Annotated in this window: 18 protein-coding genes and 1 pseudogene; 14 read left to right on the forward strand and 5 right to left on the reverse strand. The window is 47.6% G+C overall.

Annotated elements, in window-relative coordinates; genetic code table 11:
- Positions 1-78 precede the first annotated feature (78 nt).
- The 8 genes and pseudogenes from hemA (at position 79) to kdsA (ending at position 7,358) form a co-directional block, all read left to right on the forward strand.
- The gene (hemA, locus tag CWI82_RS04250) at positions 79-1,329 is read left to right on the forward strand and encodes a glutamyl-tRNA reductase (protein ID WP_092855605.1); all 1,251 of its coding nucleotides are present in this window, start codon (positions 79-81) and stop codon (positions 1,327-1,329) included.
- A 15-nt stretch (positions 1,330-1,344) separates the two neighbouring features.
- Positions 1,345-2,433, forward strand: a complete 1,089-nt coding sequence (prfA, locus tag CWI82_RS04255) for a peptide chain release factor 1 (protein WP_092856903.1) — start codon at positions 1,345-1,347, stop codon at positions 2,431-2,433.
- Positions 2,434-2,444: 11 nt separating this feature from the next.
- The gene (gene prmC / locus CWI82_RS04260) at positions 2,445-3,290 is read left to right on the forward strand and encodes a peptide chain release factor N(5)-glutamine methyltransferase (RefSeq protein WP_092855603.1); all 846 of its coding nucleotides are present in this window, start codon (positions 2,445-2,447) and stop codon (positions 3,288-3,290) included.
- A pseudogene (locus tag CWI82_RS04265) lies at positions 3,280-3,783 on the forward strand (response regulator); the annotation flags it as partial. The gene prmC and the pseudogene CWI82_RS04265, both read left to right, overlap by 11 nt.
- Before the next feature lie 116 nt (positions 3,784-3,899).
- Entirely contained in the window at positions 3,900-4,271 is a 372-nt protein-coding gene (locus CWI82_RS04270; RefSeq protein ID WP_092855598.1) for a SirB2 family protein, read from the forward strand.
- A 123-nt stretch (positions 4,272-4,394) separates the two neighbouring features.
- On the forward strand, positions 4,395-5,198 hold the full coding sequence (locus CWI82_RS04275) for a SirB1 family protein (protein ID WP_092855596.1): 804 nt from the start codon (positions 4,395-4,397) through the stop codon (positions 5,196-5,198).
- Positions 5,199-5,221: 23 nt separating this feature from the next.
- The gene (locus CWI82_RS04280; protein ID WP_092855594.1) at positions 5,222-6,472 is read left to right on the forward strand and encodes a DUF819 family protein; all 1,251 of its coding nucleotides are present in this window, start codon (positions 5,222-5,224) and stop codon (positions 6,470-6,472) included.
- 40 nt (positions 6,473-6,512) lie between these two features.
- Complete coding sequence (gene kdsA / locus CWI82_RS04285; protein ID WP_092856901.1) at positions 6,513-7,358, forward strand: 3-deoxy-8-phosphooctulonate synthase; 846 nt, start codon at positions 6,513-6,515, stop codon at positions 7,356-7,358.
- Between the two features lie 65 nt (positions 7,359-7,423).
- Here the strand turns inward: kdsA and CWI82_RS04290 are convergent, their stop codons facing one another.
- Positions 7,424-8,053: a hypothetical protein gene (locus tag CWI82_RS04290; RefSeq protein WP_130202765.1), complete on the reverse strand. Its 630-nt coding sequence runs from the start codon at positions 8,051-8,053 to the stop codon at positions 7,424-7,426.
- Between the two features lie 140 nt (positions 8,054-8,193).
- On the opposite strand from CWI82_RS04290, the gene CWI82_RS04295 reads away from it, so the two are divergent.
- Positions 8,194-8,826: a TetR/AcrR family transcriptional regulator gene (locus CWI82_RS04295; protein ID WP_092855590.1), complete on the forward strand. Its 633-nt coding sequence runs from the start codon at positions 8,194-8,196 to the stop codon at positions 8,824-8,826.
- A 64-nt stretch (positions 8,827-8,890) separates the two neighbouring features.
- Entirely contained in the window at positions 8,891-11,191 is a 2,301-nt protein-coding gene (locus tag CWI82_RS04300; protein WP_130202766.1) for an acyl-CoA dehydrogenase, read from the forward strand.
- 47 nt (positions 11,192-11,238) lie between these two features.
- Here CWI82_RS04300 and ettA read toward each other — a convergent pair whose 3' ends face one another.
- Positions 11,239-12,906 (reverse strand): energy-dependent translational throttle protein EttA, encoded by a 1,668-nt coding sequence (gene ettA / locus CWI82_RS04305; protein WP_092855586.1) that lies wholly within the window; start codon positions 12,904-12,906, stop codon positions 11,239-11,241.
- A 147-nt stretch (positions 12,907-13,053) separates the two neighbouring features.
- On the opposite strand from ettA, the gene glyA reads away from it, so the two are divergent.
- From glyA to ribBA, 4 genes are read left to right on the forward strand one after another with little or no spacing between them, the layout of a single operon-like run.
- The gene (gene glyA, locus CWI82_RS04310) at positions 13,054-14,310 is read left to right on the forward strand and encodes a serine hydroxymethyltransferase (protein WP_092855584.1); all 1,257 of its coding nucleotides are present in this window, start codon (positions 13,054-13,056) and stop codon (positions 14,308-14,310) included.
- 19 nt (positions 14,311-14,329) lie between these two features.
- Positions 14,330-14,779: a transcriptional regulator NrdR gene (gene nrdR / locus CWI82_RS04315; protein ID WP_092855582.1), complete on the forward strand. Its 450-nt coding sequence runs from the start codon at positions 14,330-14,332 to the stop codon at positions 14,777-14,779.
- Complete coding sequence (gene ribD / locus CWI82_RS04320; protein WP_130202767.1) at positions 14,772-15,887, forward strand: bifunctional diaminohydroxyphosphoribosylaminopyrimidine deaminase/5-amino-6-(5-phosphoribosylamino)uracil reductase RibD; 1,116 nt, start codon at positions 14,772-14,774, stop codon at positions 15,885-15,887. Before nrdR ends, ribD begins: the two co-directional genes overlap by 8 nt.
- Positions 15,884-17,014, forward strand: a complete 1,131-nt coding sequence (gene ribBA / locus CWI82_RS04325; RefSeq protein WP_092855578.1) for a bifunctional 3,4-dihydroxy-2-butanone-4-phosphate synthase/GTP cyclohydrolase II — start codon at positions 15,884-15,886, stop codon at positions 17,012-17,014. Before ribD ends, ribBA begins: the two co-directional genes overlap by 4 nt.
- Here ribBA and CWI82_RS04330 read toward each other — a convergent pair whose 3' ends face one another.
- From CWI82_RS04330 to CWI82_RS04340, 3 genes are read right to left on the reverse strand one after another with little or no spacing between them, the layout of a single operon-like run.
- Positions 17,015-17,887 (reverse strand): ketopantoate reductase family protein, encoded by an 873-nt coding sequence (locus CWI82_RS04330; protein WP_130202768.1) that lies wholly within the window; start codon positions 17,885-17,887, stop codon positions 17,015-17,017.
- On the reverse strand, positions 17,888-19,222 hold the full coding sequence (locus CWI82_RS04335; protein ID WP_130202769.1) for an AmpG family muropeptide MFS transporter: 1,335 nt from the start codon (positions 19,220-19,222) through the stop codon (positions 17,888-17,890).
- Complete coding sequence (locus CWI82_RS04340; protein ID WP_092855572.1) at positions 19,219-19,803, reverse strand: peptidylprolyl isomerase; 585 nt, start codon at positions 19,801-19,803, stop codon at positions 19,219-19,221. The genes CWI82_RS04335 and CWI82_RS04340 overlap by 4 nt, the downstream gene beginning before the upstream one ends.
- Positions 19,804-19,805 lie beyond the last annotated feature (2 nt).

Below are 19,805 nucleotides of genomic sequence, written 5' to 3' on the forward strand. Positions count from 1 at the left end.
GCGCTTTTCATCATGCGGGCTTTCACGTACAATTGCCAGCGTTTCGCAGTAGTTAGAGGCTCGCAATTTTTCGTTATTATGACCATTTTCGCGCTAGGTGTTAACCATAAAACAGCTTCCGTATCGTTACGGGAGCAAATCGCCTTCTCGCCAGAGCAGCTACACCAAGCGCTGCAAGCTTTGCGTGAACAGACGGGCGTGGCTGAAGCGGTTATTCTGTCCACCTGTAATAGAACTGAATTGTACTGTCATGGCGCAACCTCGACGGATATGTTGATTGGTTGGTTAGCTGGGTACCACCGCATTCCGTTAGAGCAATTACGTGAGCATTGCTACACCTACGAAGATGGCCCAGCTATTGAGCATTTGATGGCGGTAGCTAGTGGGCTTGATTCGTTAGTTCTGGGCGAGCCGCAAATTCTTGGCCAGGTTAAGCAGGCCTATCAATTTGCTCGAAACCAAGCCAGTGTCGGAAGCGTGCTTGAACGCTTATTCCAAAGTACGTTTCGCGTTGCAAAAACGGTTCGCAGTGAAACCAAAGTCGGTGAAAATGCCGTTTCCGTTGCGTTTGCAGCAGTCAACTTGGCGCGGCAAATTTTTGCTGAATTACCAGAATCGCGTGTGTTATTGGTTGGCGCCGGCGATACTGCCGAGTTAGTCGCACAGCATTTGACCGAGCACGGCGTGAAGCAATTGATGGTTGCCAACAGAACGCTGGCGCGAGCGAATGCTGTGGCTGAACAGTTTCATGGTCAGGCACATACACTGGGTGAGTTACCCGAACTACTACCGCAAGCTGATATCGTTATTAGTTCGACCGCAAGTCCGCTGCCGATTATCGGCAAAGGTCTGGTTGAAAAGGCATTGAAAGCTCGCAAACGCCAACCGATTCTCCTGATTGATTTGGCGGTACCACGGGACATTGAAGAGCAAGTCAACGAATTAGACGACGCCTTCTTGTACACCGTTGATGATTTGCAAGGCATTATCACTGAAAACCTGCGCAATCGTGAAGAAGCCGCTGCCGAAGCGAAAGTTATAATTGCCGAGCACTCCGAAGCGTTTACGGCGTGGTTGCGTCAACTTGATCATGTTGATGTGATTCGGGATTATCGTCAGCGCACGGAGCAAATGGCCGCAGAGCAATTGTTGCGTGCTCGAAACCAGTTGGCAGCAGGTAAAAACGCTGATGATGTACTCGCGGAATTAACCCAAAGATTAACCAAACAATTTCTTCACCAGCCGACGCGTATGATGCGTGATGCTGGCGCCGCAGGTGATTTTGAGACCTTGGCGGTATTTCAAAAATTAATAGCAGATGACGAGTAAGGTCCTCACCGCATGATGAATCCTTCGATTATTCGAAAACTAGAAGCGCTGCTTGAGCGCTATGAAGAAGTACAACACTTATTAAGTGACCCGGGTGTTATTGCGGACCAAGATAAGTTTCGTGGCTTGTCGCGAGAATATTCGCAGCTTGAAGAGCTGGTGAAATGTTTTACCAGCTACCAACAAGCGCAAGCGGATGAAGCCGCGGCGCAAGAGATGATGCAAGAAGACGACGCTGAAATGCGCGAAATGGCAAAAGTTGAATTGGATGAAGCACAAGCGAAACAAGAAGAGCTTGAGCAAGAACTACAGATTTTACTGTTACCGAAAGATCCAAACGATGATCGCCCTTGTTATCTTGAAATCCGTGCTGGTGCTGGTGGTGATGAAGCGGCGATTTTTGCTGGTGACTTGTTCCGTATGTACAGCCGTTATGCTGAGCAACATGGTTGGCGTGTGAGCATGGTGAGCTGTAACGAGGGTGAGCACGGCGGTTTTAAAGAAGTTATCGCTCACGTATCGGGTGATGGTGCCTATGGTCGCTTTAAATTTGAATCCGGTGGCCACCGCGTACAACGTGTACCGGAAACAGAGTCACAAGGGCGTGTCCACACATCCGCATGTACAGTCGCGGTGTTACCTGAAGTGCCAGAAGCTGAAGCCATCGAAATTAACCCAGCGGATTTACGCGTGGATACCTTCCGTGCGTCGGGCGCTGGTGGTCAGCACGTTAACCGAACTGACTCAGCGATTCGGATCACGCATATTCCGACAGGATTTGTGGTGGAATGTCAGGACGAGCGCTCGCAGCACAAAAACCGTGCGAAAGCGATGTCGGTGCTTCAAGCTCGATTACAACAGGCAGAAGACGAAAAACGTCGTCTCGAAGAACAATCTACCCGCCGTAGTTTGGTTGGTAGTGGCGATCGTTCAGAGCGTATTCGCACGTATAACTACCCACAAGGCCGTGTCAGCGATCACCGCATCAATTTGACGTTGTATCGCTTAGATGAAGTTTTGGAAGGGGCACTGGATTTGATTTTGGATGCCATCGTGCAAGAACATCAAGCCGATCAGCTTGCAGCGCTTGCTGAGAATCAATGATAAAGACGCCAATGACAATTGCAGAAGCATTGCGCTGGGCGACGCAACACATGACGCTTAGCGAAACCCCAAAGCTTGATGCAGAAGTGTTATTGGCGCATACCATTAAGCGTGATCGTACCTATTTGTTTACTTGGGCTGACCGAATTCTCGAACCGTTACAGCAAGAGCGTTTCGAGCAACTGGTACAGCGCCGCAAGCTAGGTACGCCGGTTGCTCATTTGGTAGGACAACGCGAGTTTTGGTCGCTACCATTGACTGTCAATGACAGTACCTTGATACCGCGCCCAGACACCGAAGTTTTAGTCGAACAAGCATTAAACCTACCAATGCCATCAGCGGCTACAGTACTTGATTTAGGTACTGGCACCGGCGCAATAGCGCTGGCATTAAAAAGTAGTCGCCCGCAATGGCAGGTGTGGGCAGTGGATAAAATGGCTGCGGCCGTTGCGTTGGCGCAGCAAAATGCACAAACGCTTAAACTTTCTATTTCGATAACTCAAAGTGATTGGTTTGACGCTTTAGAACCGCAGCAAAAGTTTGACCTGATTGTGTCGAATCCGCCGTATATTGATGCAAATGATCCGCATTTGGCACAGGGTGATGTACGCTTTGAACCGAAAAGCGCATTAGTTGCTGCAAATAATGGTTTGGCAGATATCGAAACGATTATTCAGGGTTCGAAACAATATTTACGCAGCGAAGGGTGGCTGCTCATCGAGCATGGTTGGACGCAAGCTGCAGCCGTTCGTGAACTGATGCAACAAGCACAGTTTAAAGCGGTTACGAGTATTCGTGATTATGCTAATCTGGAGCGAGTAACGATGGGACAGTGGAGTACTACCGATGGCCAATGATTTCATTTTCGCTGAAGAAAACGATCAAGAAGAAGTACCTGACAACACAACTGAAGCAGGTTGGAAGGTATTGATTGTTGATGATGAGCGTGAAGTGCATGCGGTAACCCGCTTAGCCTTGATGGACTTGGTATTTGAAGGCAAGGGTTTGAATTTTCTCAGTGCGTATTCACGTCGTGAGGCGGAGCAACTGATTTCTGAGCACGACGATATTGCGATTGTGCTGCTTGATGTTGTGATGGACACCGATGACGCTGGTTTGCAGGTCGCCAAATACATTCGCGAAACCGTTGGTAACCGCACCAGCCGTATCGTGTTACGCACTGGTCAGCCGGGTCAAGCGCCCGAACGCTCGGTAGTTATTAATTATGATATCAATGATTACAAAGCGAAAACCGAATTAACTGCGCAAAAGCTATTTACCTGTGTGATGTCGGCACTGCGTTCGTATCGCGACATCATTCGCGTTAAAGAGCAACTCGAACGAGTTGAGCATGAGTTGAGTTTTTACCAAACTTGGCTGCTTGAACACCAGCCGCAAGTGCGTCAGCAAGTTGCTGATGCCTATCAACGTTTAACCGAAAATAACGATTAAAAAGGACGTTCTTGATGTCATTCATAGCTCTAAAACACCTCCATGTCACCTTTGTGGCCATAAGTGTGGTATTATTCATGCTTCGTTTTTTCTGGCGCAGCATTGGCGCCGGCATAGCGAATCAAAAGTGGGTAAAGATAGTACCGCACATTATCGACACCGGTTTGTTGTTGACGATTGTCGGTATGTTGATTCACTGGCAGATGTGGCCGTGGGAAACACCATGGTTGATTAATAAAATCATTGGTTTGTTAGGCTATATTTTGTTTGGCTTGGTAGCGATGAAGGCATCGGTGAGCTGGCTGCGTTATGTCGGTTTTGTTGGTGCGCTGAGCTGGATTATGTTCCTGCTTCACATCGCGTTCAGCAAACAAGCACTGATTTAATAAAGCGTTATTCGTTATTCGTCCGCTACGCTGTTCGTCCGCTTCGCTTTTCGAACAGTGCGCAGCACGCACGAACAGTGAGCATAGCGAACGTACGAATAACGAATAACGAATTAAGGGTTTATGCGTTTTTCATATTTAGAACATGTTGCTCATGAAATTCTCCCAACTATCGAAATAGTGTGGGAGATTAGCCGTACCTTTCATTCTGATAGTGACCAGTACGTTAGTGATTATTATCAACAAATACGTGAGATGACGCATAAACATGAAGCACTCGCAGGTATTGAAAAACTGCAAGCGGTGATTCAGGACTTTTATTTCGATTTAGGGTTTAGTGATGCGCCGGAGCCGGTTGTTGGGGCGCAGCGCATCCTCCTTGATCGAGTGATTGGCTACCGTACCGGTTTGCCGATTAGTTTGGCGTTATTACTGCAAGAAACAGCGGCTTATGCTGGCATTCAAACTGAGTTGGTGGATTTTCCTGGCTATCCGTTATTGCGATTTGATTTTGACCATGAAAGCTATTTTGTTGATCCATTGCACGGCGAATTGTTAGAAGGCCAGCAAGTGCAAGAACGGTTCGAAGATGTCACCGATGATGCGCTTGAATTTTCGTGGGACATGTTTGAGGCGGCGGATCAAAAGACGATATTGATGCGCTACTTAACTGAGCTAAAGCATGCCATGATTCATGATCGTGAATTTGCGAATGCGCTAACGGTGGTGCACATGCTACTGGCCATATCCCCGGATGACCCATACGAAATACGTGACCGCGGTTATGTGCTCGAGGAACTCGATTGTCAACAAGCAGCAGTTGACGATTACCAGTATTTTGTCGAACAATGCCCAGATGATCCAAGCGCACAGCTGTTGCGCTTGCAGTTAGAAACGTGGGCGGCCCCCCAGCACGTCCTTCATTAAAATAAAAAATAAAAGGGGTTCTTGTGGAAAGCTCTGCATTGATTACCAATGACGGTATTATTTTTGGTTTGCTCGCCGTTATTCTAGGTCTTATTTTCTACACGCAAACCAGTTCAAATAGTTTTTGGCAGAAGTTTTATAAATGGGTTCCGGCCCTGCTGCTTTGCTATTTTATCCCTTCATTATTGAACACTTTCGGTGTTGTTGATGGTGCCAATACTGGCATCTATCCATTAGTTATGGATTATCTGTTACCGGCGTGTTTGGTGTTGCTCACCTTGAGCTTAGACTTAAAAGCGATTTTACGTCTCGGTCCTAAGCTACTGATTTTGTTTTTGACCGGTACCGTGGGTATCGTTATCGGTGGCCCCATTGCGCTATTAATTGTTAGCGCTATTTTCCCTGAAATGCTTGGTGGCGCTGGGCCTGACGCCGTATGGCGCGGTATGACGACAATTGCCGGCAGTTGGATTGGTGGCGGTGCCAACCAGGCGGCAATGAAAGAAGTCTATGAAGTGGGCGGTGAGATTTTCTCAGCAATGGTTACCGTCGATATTATTGTTGCCAATTTATGGATGGCCGTGTTGCTGTATATGGCTGCCAATAACAAGGCAATCGATAAGCGTATTGGCGCGGATACTAGCGCCATTGAAGCGATTAAACAGCGTATGGAACAGTACGAAGCTGAACATCGCCGTGAATCAAAACTACCTGATCTGATGTTTATTGTGGCGGTGGCATTTGGTGTCACTGGCTTGTCGCATTGGGGCGCCGATGTCATCGCACCGTATATTGCTGATAATGTGCCAGCGCTCAAAGACTTTAGCCTCGACAAGAAATTCTTCTGGTTGATAGTGATTGCGACGACGGTTGGTGTCGCTCTGTCATTTACGCCAGCTCGTAAGCTTGAAGGTGTTGGTGCATCGAAGTACGGTTCGATGTTCGTTTATATCCTTGTCGCCACAATTGGTTTGCATATGGATGTGACAGCCATTGTCGATGTGCCGAAGTATTTCCTAATTGGTGCTATCTGGATGATTATTCATGCCAGTTTAATGCTCATAGTTGCGCGTTTATTAAAAGCGCCGGTGTTTTACATGGCGGTCGGTAGCCAAGCAAACGTCGGTGGCGCAGCATCTGCACCGGTTGTTGCATCGGCATTTCATCCGTCTTTAGCGCCAGTTGGTGTGCTTCTTGCTGTGTTTGGTTATGCGTTAGGCACCTATATGGCCTATATTTGTGGTCAGATTTTGCGGGTTATTGCTGCCGGATAAGCAGCCTCCGCGCAATAGATAAATAAAGGAATGTAACGTGATAAACACGCAAGTAATCAAAGTTGGCGACGTGCAAGTGGGTAACCACTTGCCGTTTGTGTTGTTTGGCGGAATGAACGTATTGGAATCACGCGATTTAGCAATGCGCATCGCTGAACATTATGTTGAAGTCACCACGCGTCTTGGTATTCCGTATGTATTTAAGGCAAGCTTTGATAAAGCGAATCGTTCGTCTATTCACTCATACCGTGGCCCGGGGCTGGATAAAGGCTTAGAGATTTTCGCGGAAATTAAACGTACCTTTAACGTACCGGTTATTACTGATGTACACGAGCCGTACCAAGCTAAACCTGTGGCAGAAGTAGCAGATATCATTCAGTTACCGGCGTTTTTAGCGCGCCAAACTGATTTGGTTGTGGCAATGGCTGAAACCGGTGCGGTGATTAACGTTAAGAAACCGCAATTCCTTGCTCCTCATGAAATGCGCCATATTCTGAAGAAATTCGGCGAAGCGGGTAATCACAATGTGATTTTGTGTGAGCGGGGTAGTTGTTTCGGTTACAACAATCTTGTCGTTGATATGCTGGGAATGGATGAAATGAAACAGATGGCGCCGGTGATGTTTGATGCAACGCATGCATTACAGCGCCCAGGCGGCCGTGAAGATTCAGCCGATGGTCGTCGTGCACAAGCCGCGGTGCTTGCGCGTTCGGGCATGGCTCTTGGTTTAGCCGGATTATTCATTGAAGCGCATCCTGATCCTGATCAAGCGAAATGTGATGGCCCGTGTGCGTTACCGTTAGCGAAACTTGAACCATATTTACAACAAATGAAAGCAGTTGATGAACTGGTGAAAGGATTTGCAACGCTCGATACCAGCAATTAATTACGTGAAATACTGATTAAGAAGGTGCTCCGTGTGAAACACATTGAGCGCTTTTTTGTGATGGGTTATTGCGGTCGAACAATATAAAACGCGTGCTTTTTGTCTTTCGAGTTTGAGATCATCACGCTCTGATAGCCAGTATTAAACCACGGTGAATTGACTATTTGCTTATGAAATTTTTGCATGTGGTCAATCGGGGTGTCGATGCCGGTAAATTCAACGCGGCATACTGTTGTCCGACATTCGACGCCAGCTAATGTTGCGCCTTGTAATTCCTCGTTTTCATCGTATAAACGCACAATACTATCTTGCATCATATATGCCCAATCTTGGTCGATCGATTCGGTGTGAATCCGCTGTTGCACTTCATCAACATCAATTGCATTGCGCATTATTTCTTCGATTTCCCGTTGATGTTCGCTTTTAGTGGTGCGATCAGAACTAACCGGTTGCTCAATTCGACGCTCAATGGCAACGGTCTCTATGTCCTGTTGTTCGTCAGGTGCAGTCGCATCGGTTAGGTCAGTGGTTGTGATGGTGGCTTCAACTTCAGCATTATTGTTGGAAATAATTTCCTTCTCCACCACCATTTGTTTGGTTACTTGTGGCGATTGCTCGGTTTCTGGGGAGCTCCAAAGAAAATAAAGAAGTGCAGCAATTATCGCTATATAAACTCCATGCATGGCTTTTGTCATTGTTATATTTTCATCCTTTTATTCTCTCCCTTATATTCTCTTCCTTTGGCTTGCGCTCATACACAAACTGATTTAAATTAAAACGCATGTTTAAAATGTGCGTTCTAAACGTGCGAAACGAAGAAGAGAGACACGTTTGTATGGCAAAGCGAGTATCAACAAAAGATAAAATACTGAATGCTGCGGAGGCGTTGTTTGCTGAACATGGGTTTGAGCAGACATCATTACGTCAAATTACCGCAGATGCAGAGGTAAATCTCGCTTCGGTTAACTACCACTTTGGCTCAAAGAAGGCTTTGATTCAAGCTGTGATGGCGCGTTATCTGGAAGTTTTAATGCCAGCCCTTGAGCGGGAACTGATTCAACTGGCTGAGCAGCCTCAGGTGAGCACGCGAGCAGTGTTTGATTGTTTTCGCGCACCGTTAAATGAGCTGCGCGAGGTTAGAAAACATGGGCCGACCATATTTTTGAGCTTATTGGGTTATGCCTATGCGGATATCCAAGGTCATTTGCGTCGCTATACCATGGATCATTTTGGCGATGTCATGCAGCGGTTGTTGGCCACATTGCATTTAGCAAATCCGCAATTGAGTCCAGTTGATATGTTCTGGCGCTTGCACTTTGTGTTAGGCGCGACAGTCTTTGCGCAAGTTTCTGGCCCAGCATTGCGTGAGATTGCTGCGGCAGACTTTGGTGAGGCTATTGAAGCCGATCAAGTCATTGACCGATTGATTCCGTTTTTGGCCGGTGGTGTGGACGCACTCACCGAATAATGGACTATGCTTTATTGGGGCATGGTTTTCTGCCCGTTGTACCGAAAGGTTAAGGTGTTTTGAGATGGAAATTATTATTCTGTTAGTCGTTGTGGTGGTATTGCTTGTTGCTGTACCCGATATTCGCCGCAGCTTAATTACACGACCTGCGTTTGCATTCTTTAAACGCGTACTACCGCCGTTATCGCCAACTGAACGCGAAGCGATGCAAGCTGGTGACACATGGTGGGATGCCGACCTTTTTAGCGGACGTCCTGATTGGCATAAATTCCACCAGACAAAAGCGCCGCAGTTTACCGAAGCTGAGCAAGCCTTCATTGATAATCAGCTAGAAACCTTACTAGCGATGCTCGACGATTTCCGTATTGTTCAGCAAGATTCAGACCTACCAAAGAAAGTTTGGGATTACATTCGCAAAGAAAAATTCTTCGCGATGATAATTGGCAAAGAATTTGGTGGTCTCGATTTTTCGCCAGCAGCGAATTCACACATTGTTTCGCGTATTGCGACACGTTCAATTAGTGCTGCGGTATCAGTCATGGTACCTAACTCATTGGGCCCAGGTGAACTACTCACGCATTATGGTACGGATGAACAGAAAAATTATTGGTTGCCGCGTTTGGCGGACGGCACTGACATCCCGTGCTTTGCGTTGACTGGCCCAGAAGCTGGTTCTGACGCAGGTGCGATTCCAGACACTGGAATTATTTGTAAAGGCGAGTTTGAAGGCAAAGAAGTTGTTGGTATTCGCTTAAATTGGAGCAAGCGTTACATCACCTTAGCGCCAGTTGCGACAGTATTAGGCTTGGCGTTCAAATTGTATGATCCTGATGGCTTGATGGGTGAGCAAAAAGACATTGGTATCACCTGTGCTTTGATTCCGACGAATCATCCAGGTGTTGAAACTGGCGAACGTCACTTGCCGTTAAACCAAGCGTTTATGAACGGTACAACTTACGGGAAGGACGTATTTATTCCGCTTGAATGGATTATCGGTGGTAAAGACTACGCTGGTAAAGGTTGGCGGATGCTCATGGAGTGCTTGTCAGCAGGGCGTGGTATTAGTTTACCAGCACTTGCGGCCGCAACCGGACATGTCACCGAGCGTATGACGGGTGCTTATGCGTATGTCCGTCAGCAATTTGGTATGCCAATTGGTTTGTTCGAAGGCGTACAAGCGGCGATGGGTAAAATCGGTGGTACCAACTATACGCTGGAATCGATGCGCCGCTTAACGGTAACCGCATTGTGCGAAGGTAAGAGCCCCTCGGTGATTACCGCAATGACCAAATACCACATGACCGAAATGGGGCGCCAGGTAATGGACGCAGCGATGGACGTACATGCTGGTAAAGGTATTCAATTGGGTCCACGTAACTACCTAGGCCATGGTTATATGGCGACACCGGTTTCGATTACCGTTGAAGGCGCAAACATTCTTACCCGCAACTTAATGATTTTTGGCCAAGGTGCAACACGTTGTCACCCATATGTACTGGCAGAAATGGAAGCGGCGTCAAATCCAAATGAAGACGAGGGTTTGCAGCAATTTGATAGCTTACTGCTGAAACACATTGGTTTCGCCGCCGGTAACTTCTTCGGAAGCTTGTTCATGGGGCTAACCGGTGCACGGTTTAATGCAAGCCCAATGAGCGGTCCTACCGCGCGTTACTACCAGCAGCTCACACGCATGAGTCGTGCATTAGCATTAACCGCTGATATGGCCATGCTGGTGATGGGTGGCGATTTAAAACGTCGCGAGATGCTATCGGCGCGTTTAGGTGATGTGCTCAGCCATTTATACATGGCATCAGCAGTGTTGAAACGCTATGAAGACGATGGCCGCCAATCTGGTGACCTGCCGTTTGTTGAATATGCGCTTGAGCATCATCTATATGAAACTGGTGAAGCGTTCAAAGGTTTCTTTGCGAACTTCCCAAACCGAATTGTGGCATGGACCTTGCGCTTAGCAATTTTCCCATTAGGTATTCATTATCACAAACCGTCTGATGCCAACCTGCAAGCTGTTGCGAAAAGCATGATGGAACCAGGCGTTACCCGTGACCGTCATACTTTCTTGTGTTTCTGGAAAGACGATGCAAAAGACATGACAGGGCATATGGAGCTGGCGTTCTTGGCAATGCGTGAACATGCAAATATTTATAAGCGTATTCGCAAAGCAGTGAAGCATGGTGATATTGCCGAAGACTTAAGCGGTGATGAGTTGGTGAAAGCGGCTCGTAAAGCGGAAGTGATTACCGCTGATGAGGCCAAAGCTTTGAAGAAAACTGAACAATTGCGCATGACCGCTATCGGTGTGGATCAGTTTGCACCGGGCGTGATTGAGAAGCGTAAGTTTTACTAAGCAGGTACGCATAAAAAAGGGCTGTTTAAACAGCCCTTTTTTGTCCGCTATACGCCAATCGGCTTGTAACGTGTGCGATGTGGTTCCATCGCTTGCTCGCCATGAGTTTTCTTCATGTACTCTTCGTAATCAGTATAGTTACCTTCATAGAAGTTAATTTTACCTTCATCACGATAATCAAGAATGTGCGTTGCAATACGGTCAAGGAACCAACGGTCGTGCGAGATAACTAACGCTGAACCTGGGAACTCTAATAATGCTTCTTCGAGTGCACGCAAGGTTTCGACGTCAAGGTCGTTGGTTGGTTCGTCGAGCAGCAATAAGTTACCGCCAGCTTTCAGTAGTTTCGCTAAATGCACACGGTTGCGCTCACCACCTGAAAGTTCGCCGATGTGTTTCTGCTGATCATTACCGCGGAAGTTAAAGCGACCCACGTAAGCGCGACTGTTAATTTCAAAATTACCAATGCGCAAAATATCTTGGCCTTCGGAGATTTCTTGCCACACTGTGTTTTTGTCGACCATGCTGTCGCGGAACTGATCAACGCTTGCCAGTTGTACAGTATCACCAACTTCAACAGTACCCGAATCCGGTTGCTCTTTGCCGGTAATCATCCGGAATAACGTTGATTTACCGGCACCGTTTGGTCCGATAATTCCGACGATGGCGCCTTTAGGTACACTGAAACTTAAATCATCAATCAACACGCGCCCGTCATAGGCCTTTTTCAAGTGGTTAACTTCGAGTACTTTGTCGCCTAAACGAGGGCCTGGCGGTATGAACAACTCATTGGTTTCGTTACGTTTCTGGTAATCGCCACTTTGTAACTCTTCAAATCGCGCCATACGCGCTTTGCTTTTTGCTTGACGGCCTTTCGGATTCTGACGAACCCACTCAAGCTCTTGCTTAATGCTACGTTGACGCGCTTTCTCTTGCTTCTCTTCTTGCTCCAGACGTTTCTCTTTCTGCTCAAGCCAAGATGAATAGTTGCCTTCCCAAGGAATACCGTAACCACGGTCAAGCTCAAGAATCCAACCGGCAACGTTGTCGAGGAAGTAACGGTCGTGGGTAATCGCTACAACAGTACCTTCGTAGTCATGCAAGAAGCGCTCTAACCAAGCCACCGATTCAGCATCCAAATGGTTGGTTGGTTCGTCAAGTAACAGCATGTCTGGCTTACTGAGTAACAAGCGACAAATGGCAACTCGGCGACGTTCACCACCTGAGAGTACTTTGATTTTAGTATCCCACGGCGGCAGACGGAGTGAATCGGCCGCACGCTCGAGCATGTTATCGATATTGTGTCCGTCTTTGGCTTGAATAATCGCTTCAAGTTGACCTTGTTTTTTCGCCAACGCATCAAAGTCGGCATCTTCTTCCGCATAGGCCGCATAAACTTGATCGAGCTCAGCCAATGCGTTTTTCACATCAGCAACGGCTTCTTCAACCGTTTCGCGAACTGTTTTGTCTTCATCGAGTTGCGGTTCTTGCGGCAGGTAACCAATTTGAATACCAGCCAGTGGACGTGCTTCACCTTCGTATTCTTTGTCGACGCCAGCCATAATGCGCAATAACGTTGATTTACCCGCACCGTTTAAACCGAGTACACCAATTTTCGCGCCAGGGAAAAACGAGAGTGAAATGTCTTTTAAAATCGTCTTTTTCGGCGGGACGACTTTACTGACCCGCGACATGGAATAAATGTATTGTGCCATAACAGCATGCGTTCCTTTTTGAGGCGATATATTTAAGCAAAAATCGTAATTGTTTATTTTAACCCTTAAGTTGGCGCTAACCCAAGTATATTGGTAAACTAGGCGCCACTTATTTTCGTTTGACAGTTTGTGAAGTCAGGAGCCCCGATGTTAAAACATGAAATGAATATTGCCGATTACGATGCAGATTTATGGCAGGCAATGACTGGCGAAGTTCAACGCCAAGAAGAGCACATTGAATTAATCGCTTCAGAAAACTACACCAGCCCGCGTGTACTTGAAGCGCAGGGCTCACAGCTGACCAACAAGTATGCTGAAGGTTATCCACACAAGCGCTACTACGGTGGTTGTGAATATGTCGATATGGTGGAAGACCTCGCGATTGAACGAGCGAAAAAGCTGTTCGGTGCAAAGTACGCGAACGTACAACCGCATGCTGGTTCACAAGCCAACTCAGCCGTATTTTTGGCGTTGCTAAACGCTGGCGATACAGTGCTGGGTATGAGCTTGGCGCATGGCGGCCATTTAACTCACGGTTCACACGTTAACTTCTCTGGTAAATTGTACAACGCAGTACAGTATGGTCTGGATGAAACAACGGGTGAAATTAACTATGCAGAAGTGCGTGAATTAGCGCTTGAGCACAAGCCAAAAATGATTGTGGCTGGTTTCTCGGCCTATTCAGGTGTTGTTGATTGGTCTAAATTCCGCGAAATTGCTGATGAAGTTGGTGCCTATTTGTTAGTCGATATGGCTCACGTTGCAGGCTTGGTTGCTGCTGGTTTATATCCAAACCCAGTGCCTTTTGCTGATGTGGTGACGACTACTACGCACAAAACACTTGCCGGCCCACGTAGCGGTTTGATTTTGTCAGGTAAAGACGACGAAGATCTGCACAAAAAACTCAATGGTGGTGTATTCCCTGGTAGCCAAGGCGGCCCACTTTGCCATGTTATCGCGGCTAAAGCGGTGGCGTTCAAAGAAGCCATGGAGCCAGAGTTTAAAGCTTACCAACAACAAGTTTTAGACAACGCCAATGCGATGGTTAAAGTCATGCAAGAGCGTGGCTACAAAATCGTTTCAGGCGGCACTAAGAACCACTTGTTCTTGGTTGACCTTATCGATAAAGATATTACTGGTAAAGACGCTGACGCAGCATTAGGTCGCGCGTACATTACCGTGAACAAAAACTCGGTTCCGAATGACCCACGTTCACCGTTTGTGACCTCTGGTTTGCGTTTAGGTACCCCAGCGATTACTCGTCGTGGCTTTAAGCAAGCAGAAGCAGAGCAGGTCGCCAACTGGATTTGTGACGTACTTGATAATATGTCTGATGAGAGTGTTATCGAACGGGTTCGTGAACAAGTTAAGGCATTGTGTAAACAGTTTCCTGTTTATAAATAATTAGCGAAGGAACACGCCGATGCATTGTCCTTTTTGTGGCACACAAGATACCAAAGTGATTGATTCGCGATTGGTTGCGGACGGCGCCTCTGTGCGTCGTCGGCGCGAGTGTACCGAGTGTAAAGAGCGTTTCACTACGTTTGAAACAGCCGAATTAATTATGCCTCGCGTGATTAAATCGGACGGTACTCGCGAGCCATTTAATGAGGACAAGTTGCGCAACGGGCTACTGCGCGCTCTAGAAAAGCGTCCAGTTAGTTTAGAGGCGATGGAACAAGCAATTCAGAACGTCAAATCATCGCTACGGGCAACTGGGGAGCGTGAAATTACCAGTCAAGTGATTGGTGGTTTGGTGATGGAAAACCTGAAAGCTCTCGATAAAGTTGCCTATATCCGATTTGCCTCGGTGTACCGAGCTTTTGACGATATTCGTGAGTTTGGCGAGGAGATTGCTCGTCTCAATGACTGATCCGCTCGCTTGCCATCAACGTTATATGCAACGCGCCCTTGAGCTTGCCGCTCAAGGGCGTTTTTCCACCGCACCAAACCCGATGGTTGGCTGTGTTATCGTTGCCGATGATCAAATTGTTGGCGAAGGTTGGCATCAACGTGCTGGTGAACCGCACGCCGAAGTGCATGCCTTGCGCGAAGCAGGTGCCGCAGCGAAGGGTGCTATCGCATACGTGACGTTGGAGCCTTGTAGTCATTTTGGTCGCACGCCGCCTTGTGCAGATGCGTTAATCAAAGCTGAAGTTGCCACTGTTGTGGTGGCGATGAAAGATCCAAATCCGTTAGTAAGCGGTGAGGGCATCGAACGGCTTCGCGCTCATGGTATTGAGGTGATTGTTGGCGTGCTTGAGCAACAAGCGTTAGCGCTTAATTGCGGATTTGTGGCACGGATGCAACGCCAACGTCCTTGGCTACGGTTGAAAATGGCAGCCAGCTTAGATGGCCGCACGGCGCTCGCGAATGGTGAAAGTCAGTGGATAACTAGTATCGATGCGCGGCGCGATGTACATCGCTGGCGCGCCCAAAGTAGCGCGATATTGAGTACCGCGCGAACGGTGCTGGCAGATAATGCGGTGTTGACCGCTCGCCATCCGCAAACCGTGATTCAGCCAACACGGGTGATTATAGACTCTCATGGCTTGTTAACCGGCAACGAAACGCTGTTTCAAGAATTAGCCTCGGTGATTGTGGTCCATGCACCCGATACGGCTGTTGAACGCAATTGGCCGGCGCATGTTGAATGCATCACAGTCACACGCAACGAAACACAACATATCGATTTAGTAGAGCTGATGCACGCTTTAGCAGCGCACCACATCAATTCAGTATGGACTGAGTGCGGTGCTCAGCTTGCAGGTGCTTTGCTCAACGCTGAGTTAGTGGATGAAGTGGTGGTGTATTTAGCGCCCAAACTTGTTGGCGCCAGTGGTCTTGGACTTTTGAATTTACCGGCATTTTCTCACATGAGCCAAGTGCCAGAATTAACCTTTAAAGATGTTCGTCAGGTTGCGGAAGATCTTCGAATTATTGCAGTTCCGCGCCGGGTGAGAGGAGACTTAACGTCGTGACTCGATTAAATAGTGCAGCAGAAATCATTGAAGATATTCGTCAAGGTAAAATGGTTATCTTGATGGACGATGAAGATCGTGAAAACGAAGGTGATTTAATTCTAGCTGCAGAGTGTGTCACGCCGACCGCGATTAACTTTATGGCGCGCTACGGCCGTGGCCTTATCTGTTTAACGCTAACCGAAGAACGTTGTAAGCAATTGCGCTTGCCACTCATGGTAGATCAAAATAACTCACCTTATGCAACCAACTTTACGGTTTCAATTGAAGCTGCAGAGGGCGTAACCACCGGTATTTCAGCTGCCGATCGCGCTCGCACCGTACAAGCGGCTGTAGCAAAAGATGCGCAACCGACTGATTTGGTGATGCCGGGTCACATTTTCCCACTGAAAGCGAAATCAGGTGGTGTATTAAACCGCGCTGGCCATACGGAAGCCGGTTGCGATTTGGCGCGATTAGCTGGCTTTGAACCAGCCGCTGTGATTGTCGAAATTCTGAATGAAGACGGCACCATGGCGCGTCGCCCAGATTTAGAGAAGTTTGCCGCTGAGCACGACCTGAAGATTGGTACCATCGCTGATTTAATCGAATATCGTTCGTTGAAAGAGAAAACGGTTGAGCGTAAAGCGCATTGTAAACTGCCAACCGCATACGGTGAGTTTGAATTAATCACCTATCAAGACACGATTGATAAACAAGTTCATTATGCGTTGGTTCACGGTGCTATTGAACCCGATCAACCGGTGAACGTGCGTGTTCATTTGCAAGATACTTTCAATGATTTGTTCGCTACTGAGCGCGCAGCGAAACGCAGTTGGCCGCTGGGTCATGCAATGGAATATATCGGACAAAACGATGGTGTGTTGGTGGTGATTGGCCGGCATCAGAACCCGCAAGACATCTTAGAGCAGGTGATGAGCTTTGCTGCTGAAGATCGTGGCGAAGTGAAACCAACAGCGGCTGCTTCTAACGCATCAAGAAATGTGGGAATCGGCTCACAAATTCTCGCTGACTTGGGCGTTCACCATATGCACTTGATGAGCTCACCAAAACGCTATTCAGCGCTTTCGGGCTTTGGCCTAGAAGTTGTTGACTTCATTGAAGACGAGCAAGCTGATAGCGAGTAATCAGTTCGCTAATTCTTGTACACGGTGCCAGAGTAATTCATTCGCTGGCGCCGCTTTTCCTGCCTGAAGCGACTGTCGCGCAACAAAACCATTGAGAAAATCAATTTCGGTACGCCGCTGCTGTTGTACGTCAACCAACATTGATGAGTAATTGCGGGCGGTATTCTTAATCACTGTGAGTGCGCTTTCAACTAGTGTCTCAGCGTGTAAGCGAATGCCTTTATGTTCAGCCAACCAACAAATCTCCTCAGCGACTTGCTGTTGTTGCGCGGTAATATCGTGCTGAAGTAGTTCGCCATTACGACAGTTATGTAACACTGTAAACGGATTGATGAGGCAGTTAATAGCGAGCTTTTGCCACCGGCGCTGATCAATAGCAGGGCTCCAATTCAGCAATGGTAAGGCGTTATTTAATACGTTAAAAACTTCGGTTGGACGACGGCTTGAAGCATGTTCGACGCGAGCCCAGCCCAACCAGCTTTCGCCCACACCGGCATGAACAACTTCATTGTTATGACGATAAGCACCGTGCGTTGTAACCCAATGCAAAGCCCGTTCTGGCATGATCGTACTCTCGTTATCGAGCATCCCGTTGTAGCTCAGAATAATCGATGAATCATCTGGAAGCGGTGATTGTTTGAGTTCCTCCAAAAAGGTAGCGACGTCGTACGCTTTCACTGCGGCAAAAATTTGTGTCGGTGCGTTAATCGGTAACTGTTGCGTATTGAATTGTAAGGTATGAGCCTCATGAATAATCTCAATGGGGTGAGGTGTTGCACTGCGTGGTTTCAGGGAAACATGCTCGCCCACACGGCGTAAATTGACCGCCATCAAGCTACCCACTGCGCCTGTACCAACCACTAACCAATGCATTTACTCAAGCTCCCGATGATAATTTTGCTCTAATCGAGTCAATGACTTTCGTAGTGCAAACAGAATAATAAGACTTGGAATAACCATCACCGCGGTGAGAATAAAGAATAGCTGCCAGTTACCATCGAGCCAATTAACCACATAACCGCTGTAGGAGGACAGCAAGGTTCGCCCTAAGTTACCGAGTGATGCAAATAACGCATACTGGGTGGCTGTAAACGCACGGTTGGCAAGCAAACTAATGAAGGCAACAAATGCAACCGTTGACCATGCGGCGGTAAAGCCATCAATGATTACCGCGGCTAGCAACAAGTTAGTATTCGGACCAACGCCGGCTATCCAAGCAAACATTAAATTCGAGCCGGCCATGGCGATGCCACCCAACATGAGACCTCGCACAATCCCAAGACGTAAATTCACGAAACTGCCGAGGATGGCGAAAATGATGGTGACCCACCAGTTAACCATTTTTGAGTAAACCGCAATGTCATCGTTGCTAAAGCCAACTTCTTTGTAGAACACAATCGACATGCGACCTAAAAAGGCCTCGCCAATTTTAAATAAGAAAATAAACGCAAGCATGCCGATGGCAAGTTGCCAGCCATTGCGTTTGAAAAATTCGGTAATTGGATCAACCAATGTGTTGCGGAGCCAGTCGAGCCAATGATTGAACTTTGGCAGTTCCGGACGATAGCGCTTCGACTCTTTTACCGCGAGCACAAATAAAAGCTGTGCAACTATGACAAAGCACAACACAACGTAGGCGTCTTGCCAGGTCAGTGTAGCACCGTCGACCAGGAAGAAGGGAATGGCACCAAGCCCGCTATAACCGCTCCACCAGCCGGCGGTAGCCATTGCTGCACCAGCAGACTGAAGGCGAGCTTCGTGCGGGCCAAAGGTTTCAATACGAAAGGCATCAATCGCAATATCTTGCGTGGCAGAGAATATTGCGATTACTAGCGCGGCGAGGGCAACCCACCACAAATGCTCAACCACGTTGATTTGGGTTAACACACTGGTGGCAAACAAAATGCCAATAAGGCAGAAAATAAGCCAGGCGCGACGTTGCCCAACCCATCGATTCAGTAGTGGAATTTTGACGCGATCAATCAGTGGTGACCACAGTGCATTAATGGAGTAGGCAACAAACACAACTCCGAATAACCCGATGGCTGAGCGGTCGACCCCGACTTCTTGTAACCAAGCGGACAGCATGGAGCCGATAAGCACCCATGGAAACCCGCTGATGACACCAAAACCAAAAATAACCCATACGCGCGGTTCGCGATACACCGCGAGGTCTTTATACCAAGGAGTTTGGGTTGAAGAACTCACTGTTGCGGAACAATTTCAATTTTTTTCAAAACCGGCGGCTGTTTAGGTACGTCTGGCCAGCCTGTCTGCTCATGATAAGGCGAGGTTTCAACACTGGCGAGCTTCTCTAATACCTCCTCACCAGCGATAACCCAGCCAAACACCGCATAACCCCAACCTTTGGTGGATGGATTTAACGATTCGTTGTCATTCATATTGAAATAAAACTGGCGGGTGGCTGAATGCGGATCCGATGTGCGAGCCATCGCAATGGTCCCGTAGTTATTGAGCTTGCCATTGCCGGACTCATTAAAAATAGGGTCAAACATGGTTTTCGCTTCAAAATTTTCATTATAACCGCCGCCTTGCACAACAAAGCCGGGAATAATGCGATGAAAAATCGTGTTGTTATAGCTACCTGCCTGCACATACATTAAGAAATTTTCAACGGTTATCGGTGCCTTGGCACGATCCAGTTCAACCACGATATCACCCTCAGTGGTAATAAATTTCACTTTGGGGAAGAGATTGTTGGGCTGCACTTGCGCAGCAAAACTCATACTGCTGAAACAAAAAACGAAGGCTAAAAGCAGGTAACGCATAA

The sequence above is a fragment of the Pseudidiomarina tainanensis genome (assembly GCF_004214835.1).
Lineage (GTDB): Bacteria > Pseudomonadota > Gammaproteobacteria > Enterobacterales > Alteromonadaceae > Pseudidiomarina > Pseudidiomarina tainanensis.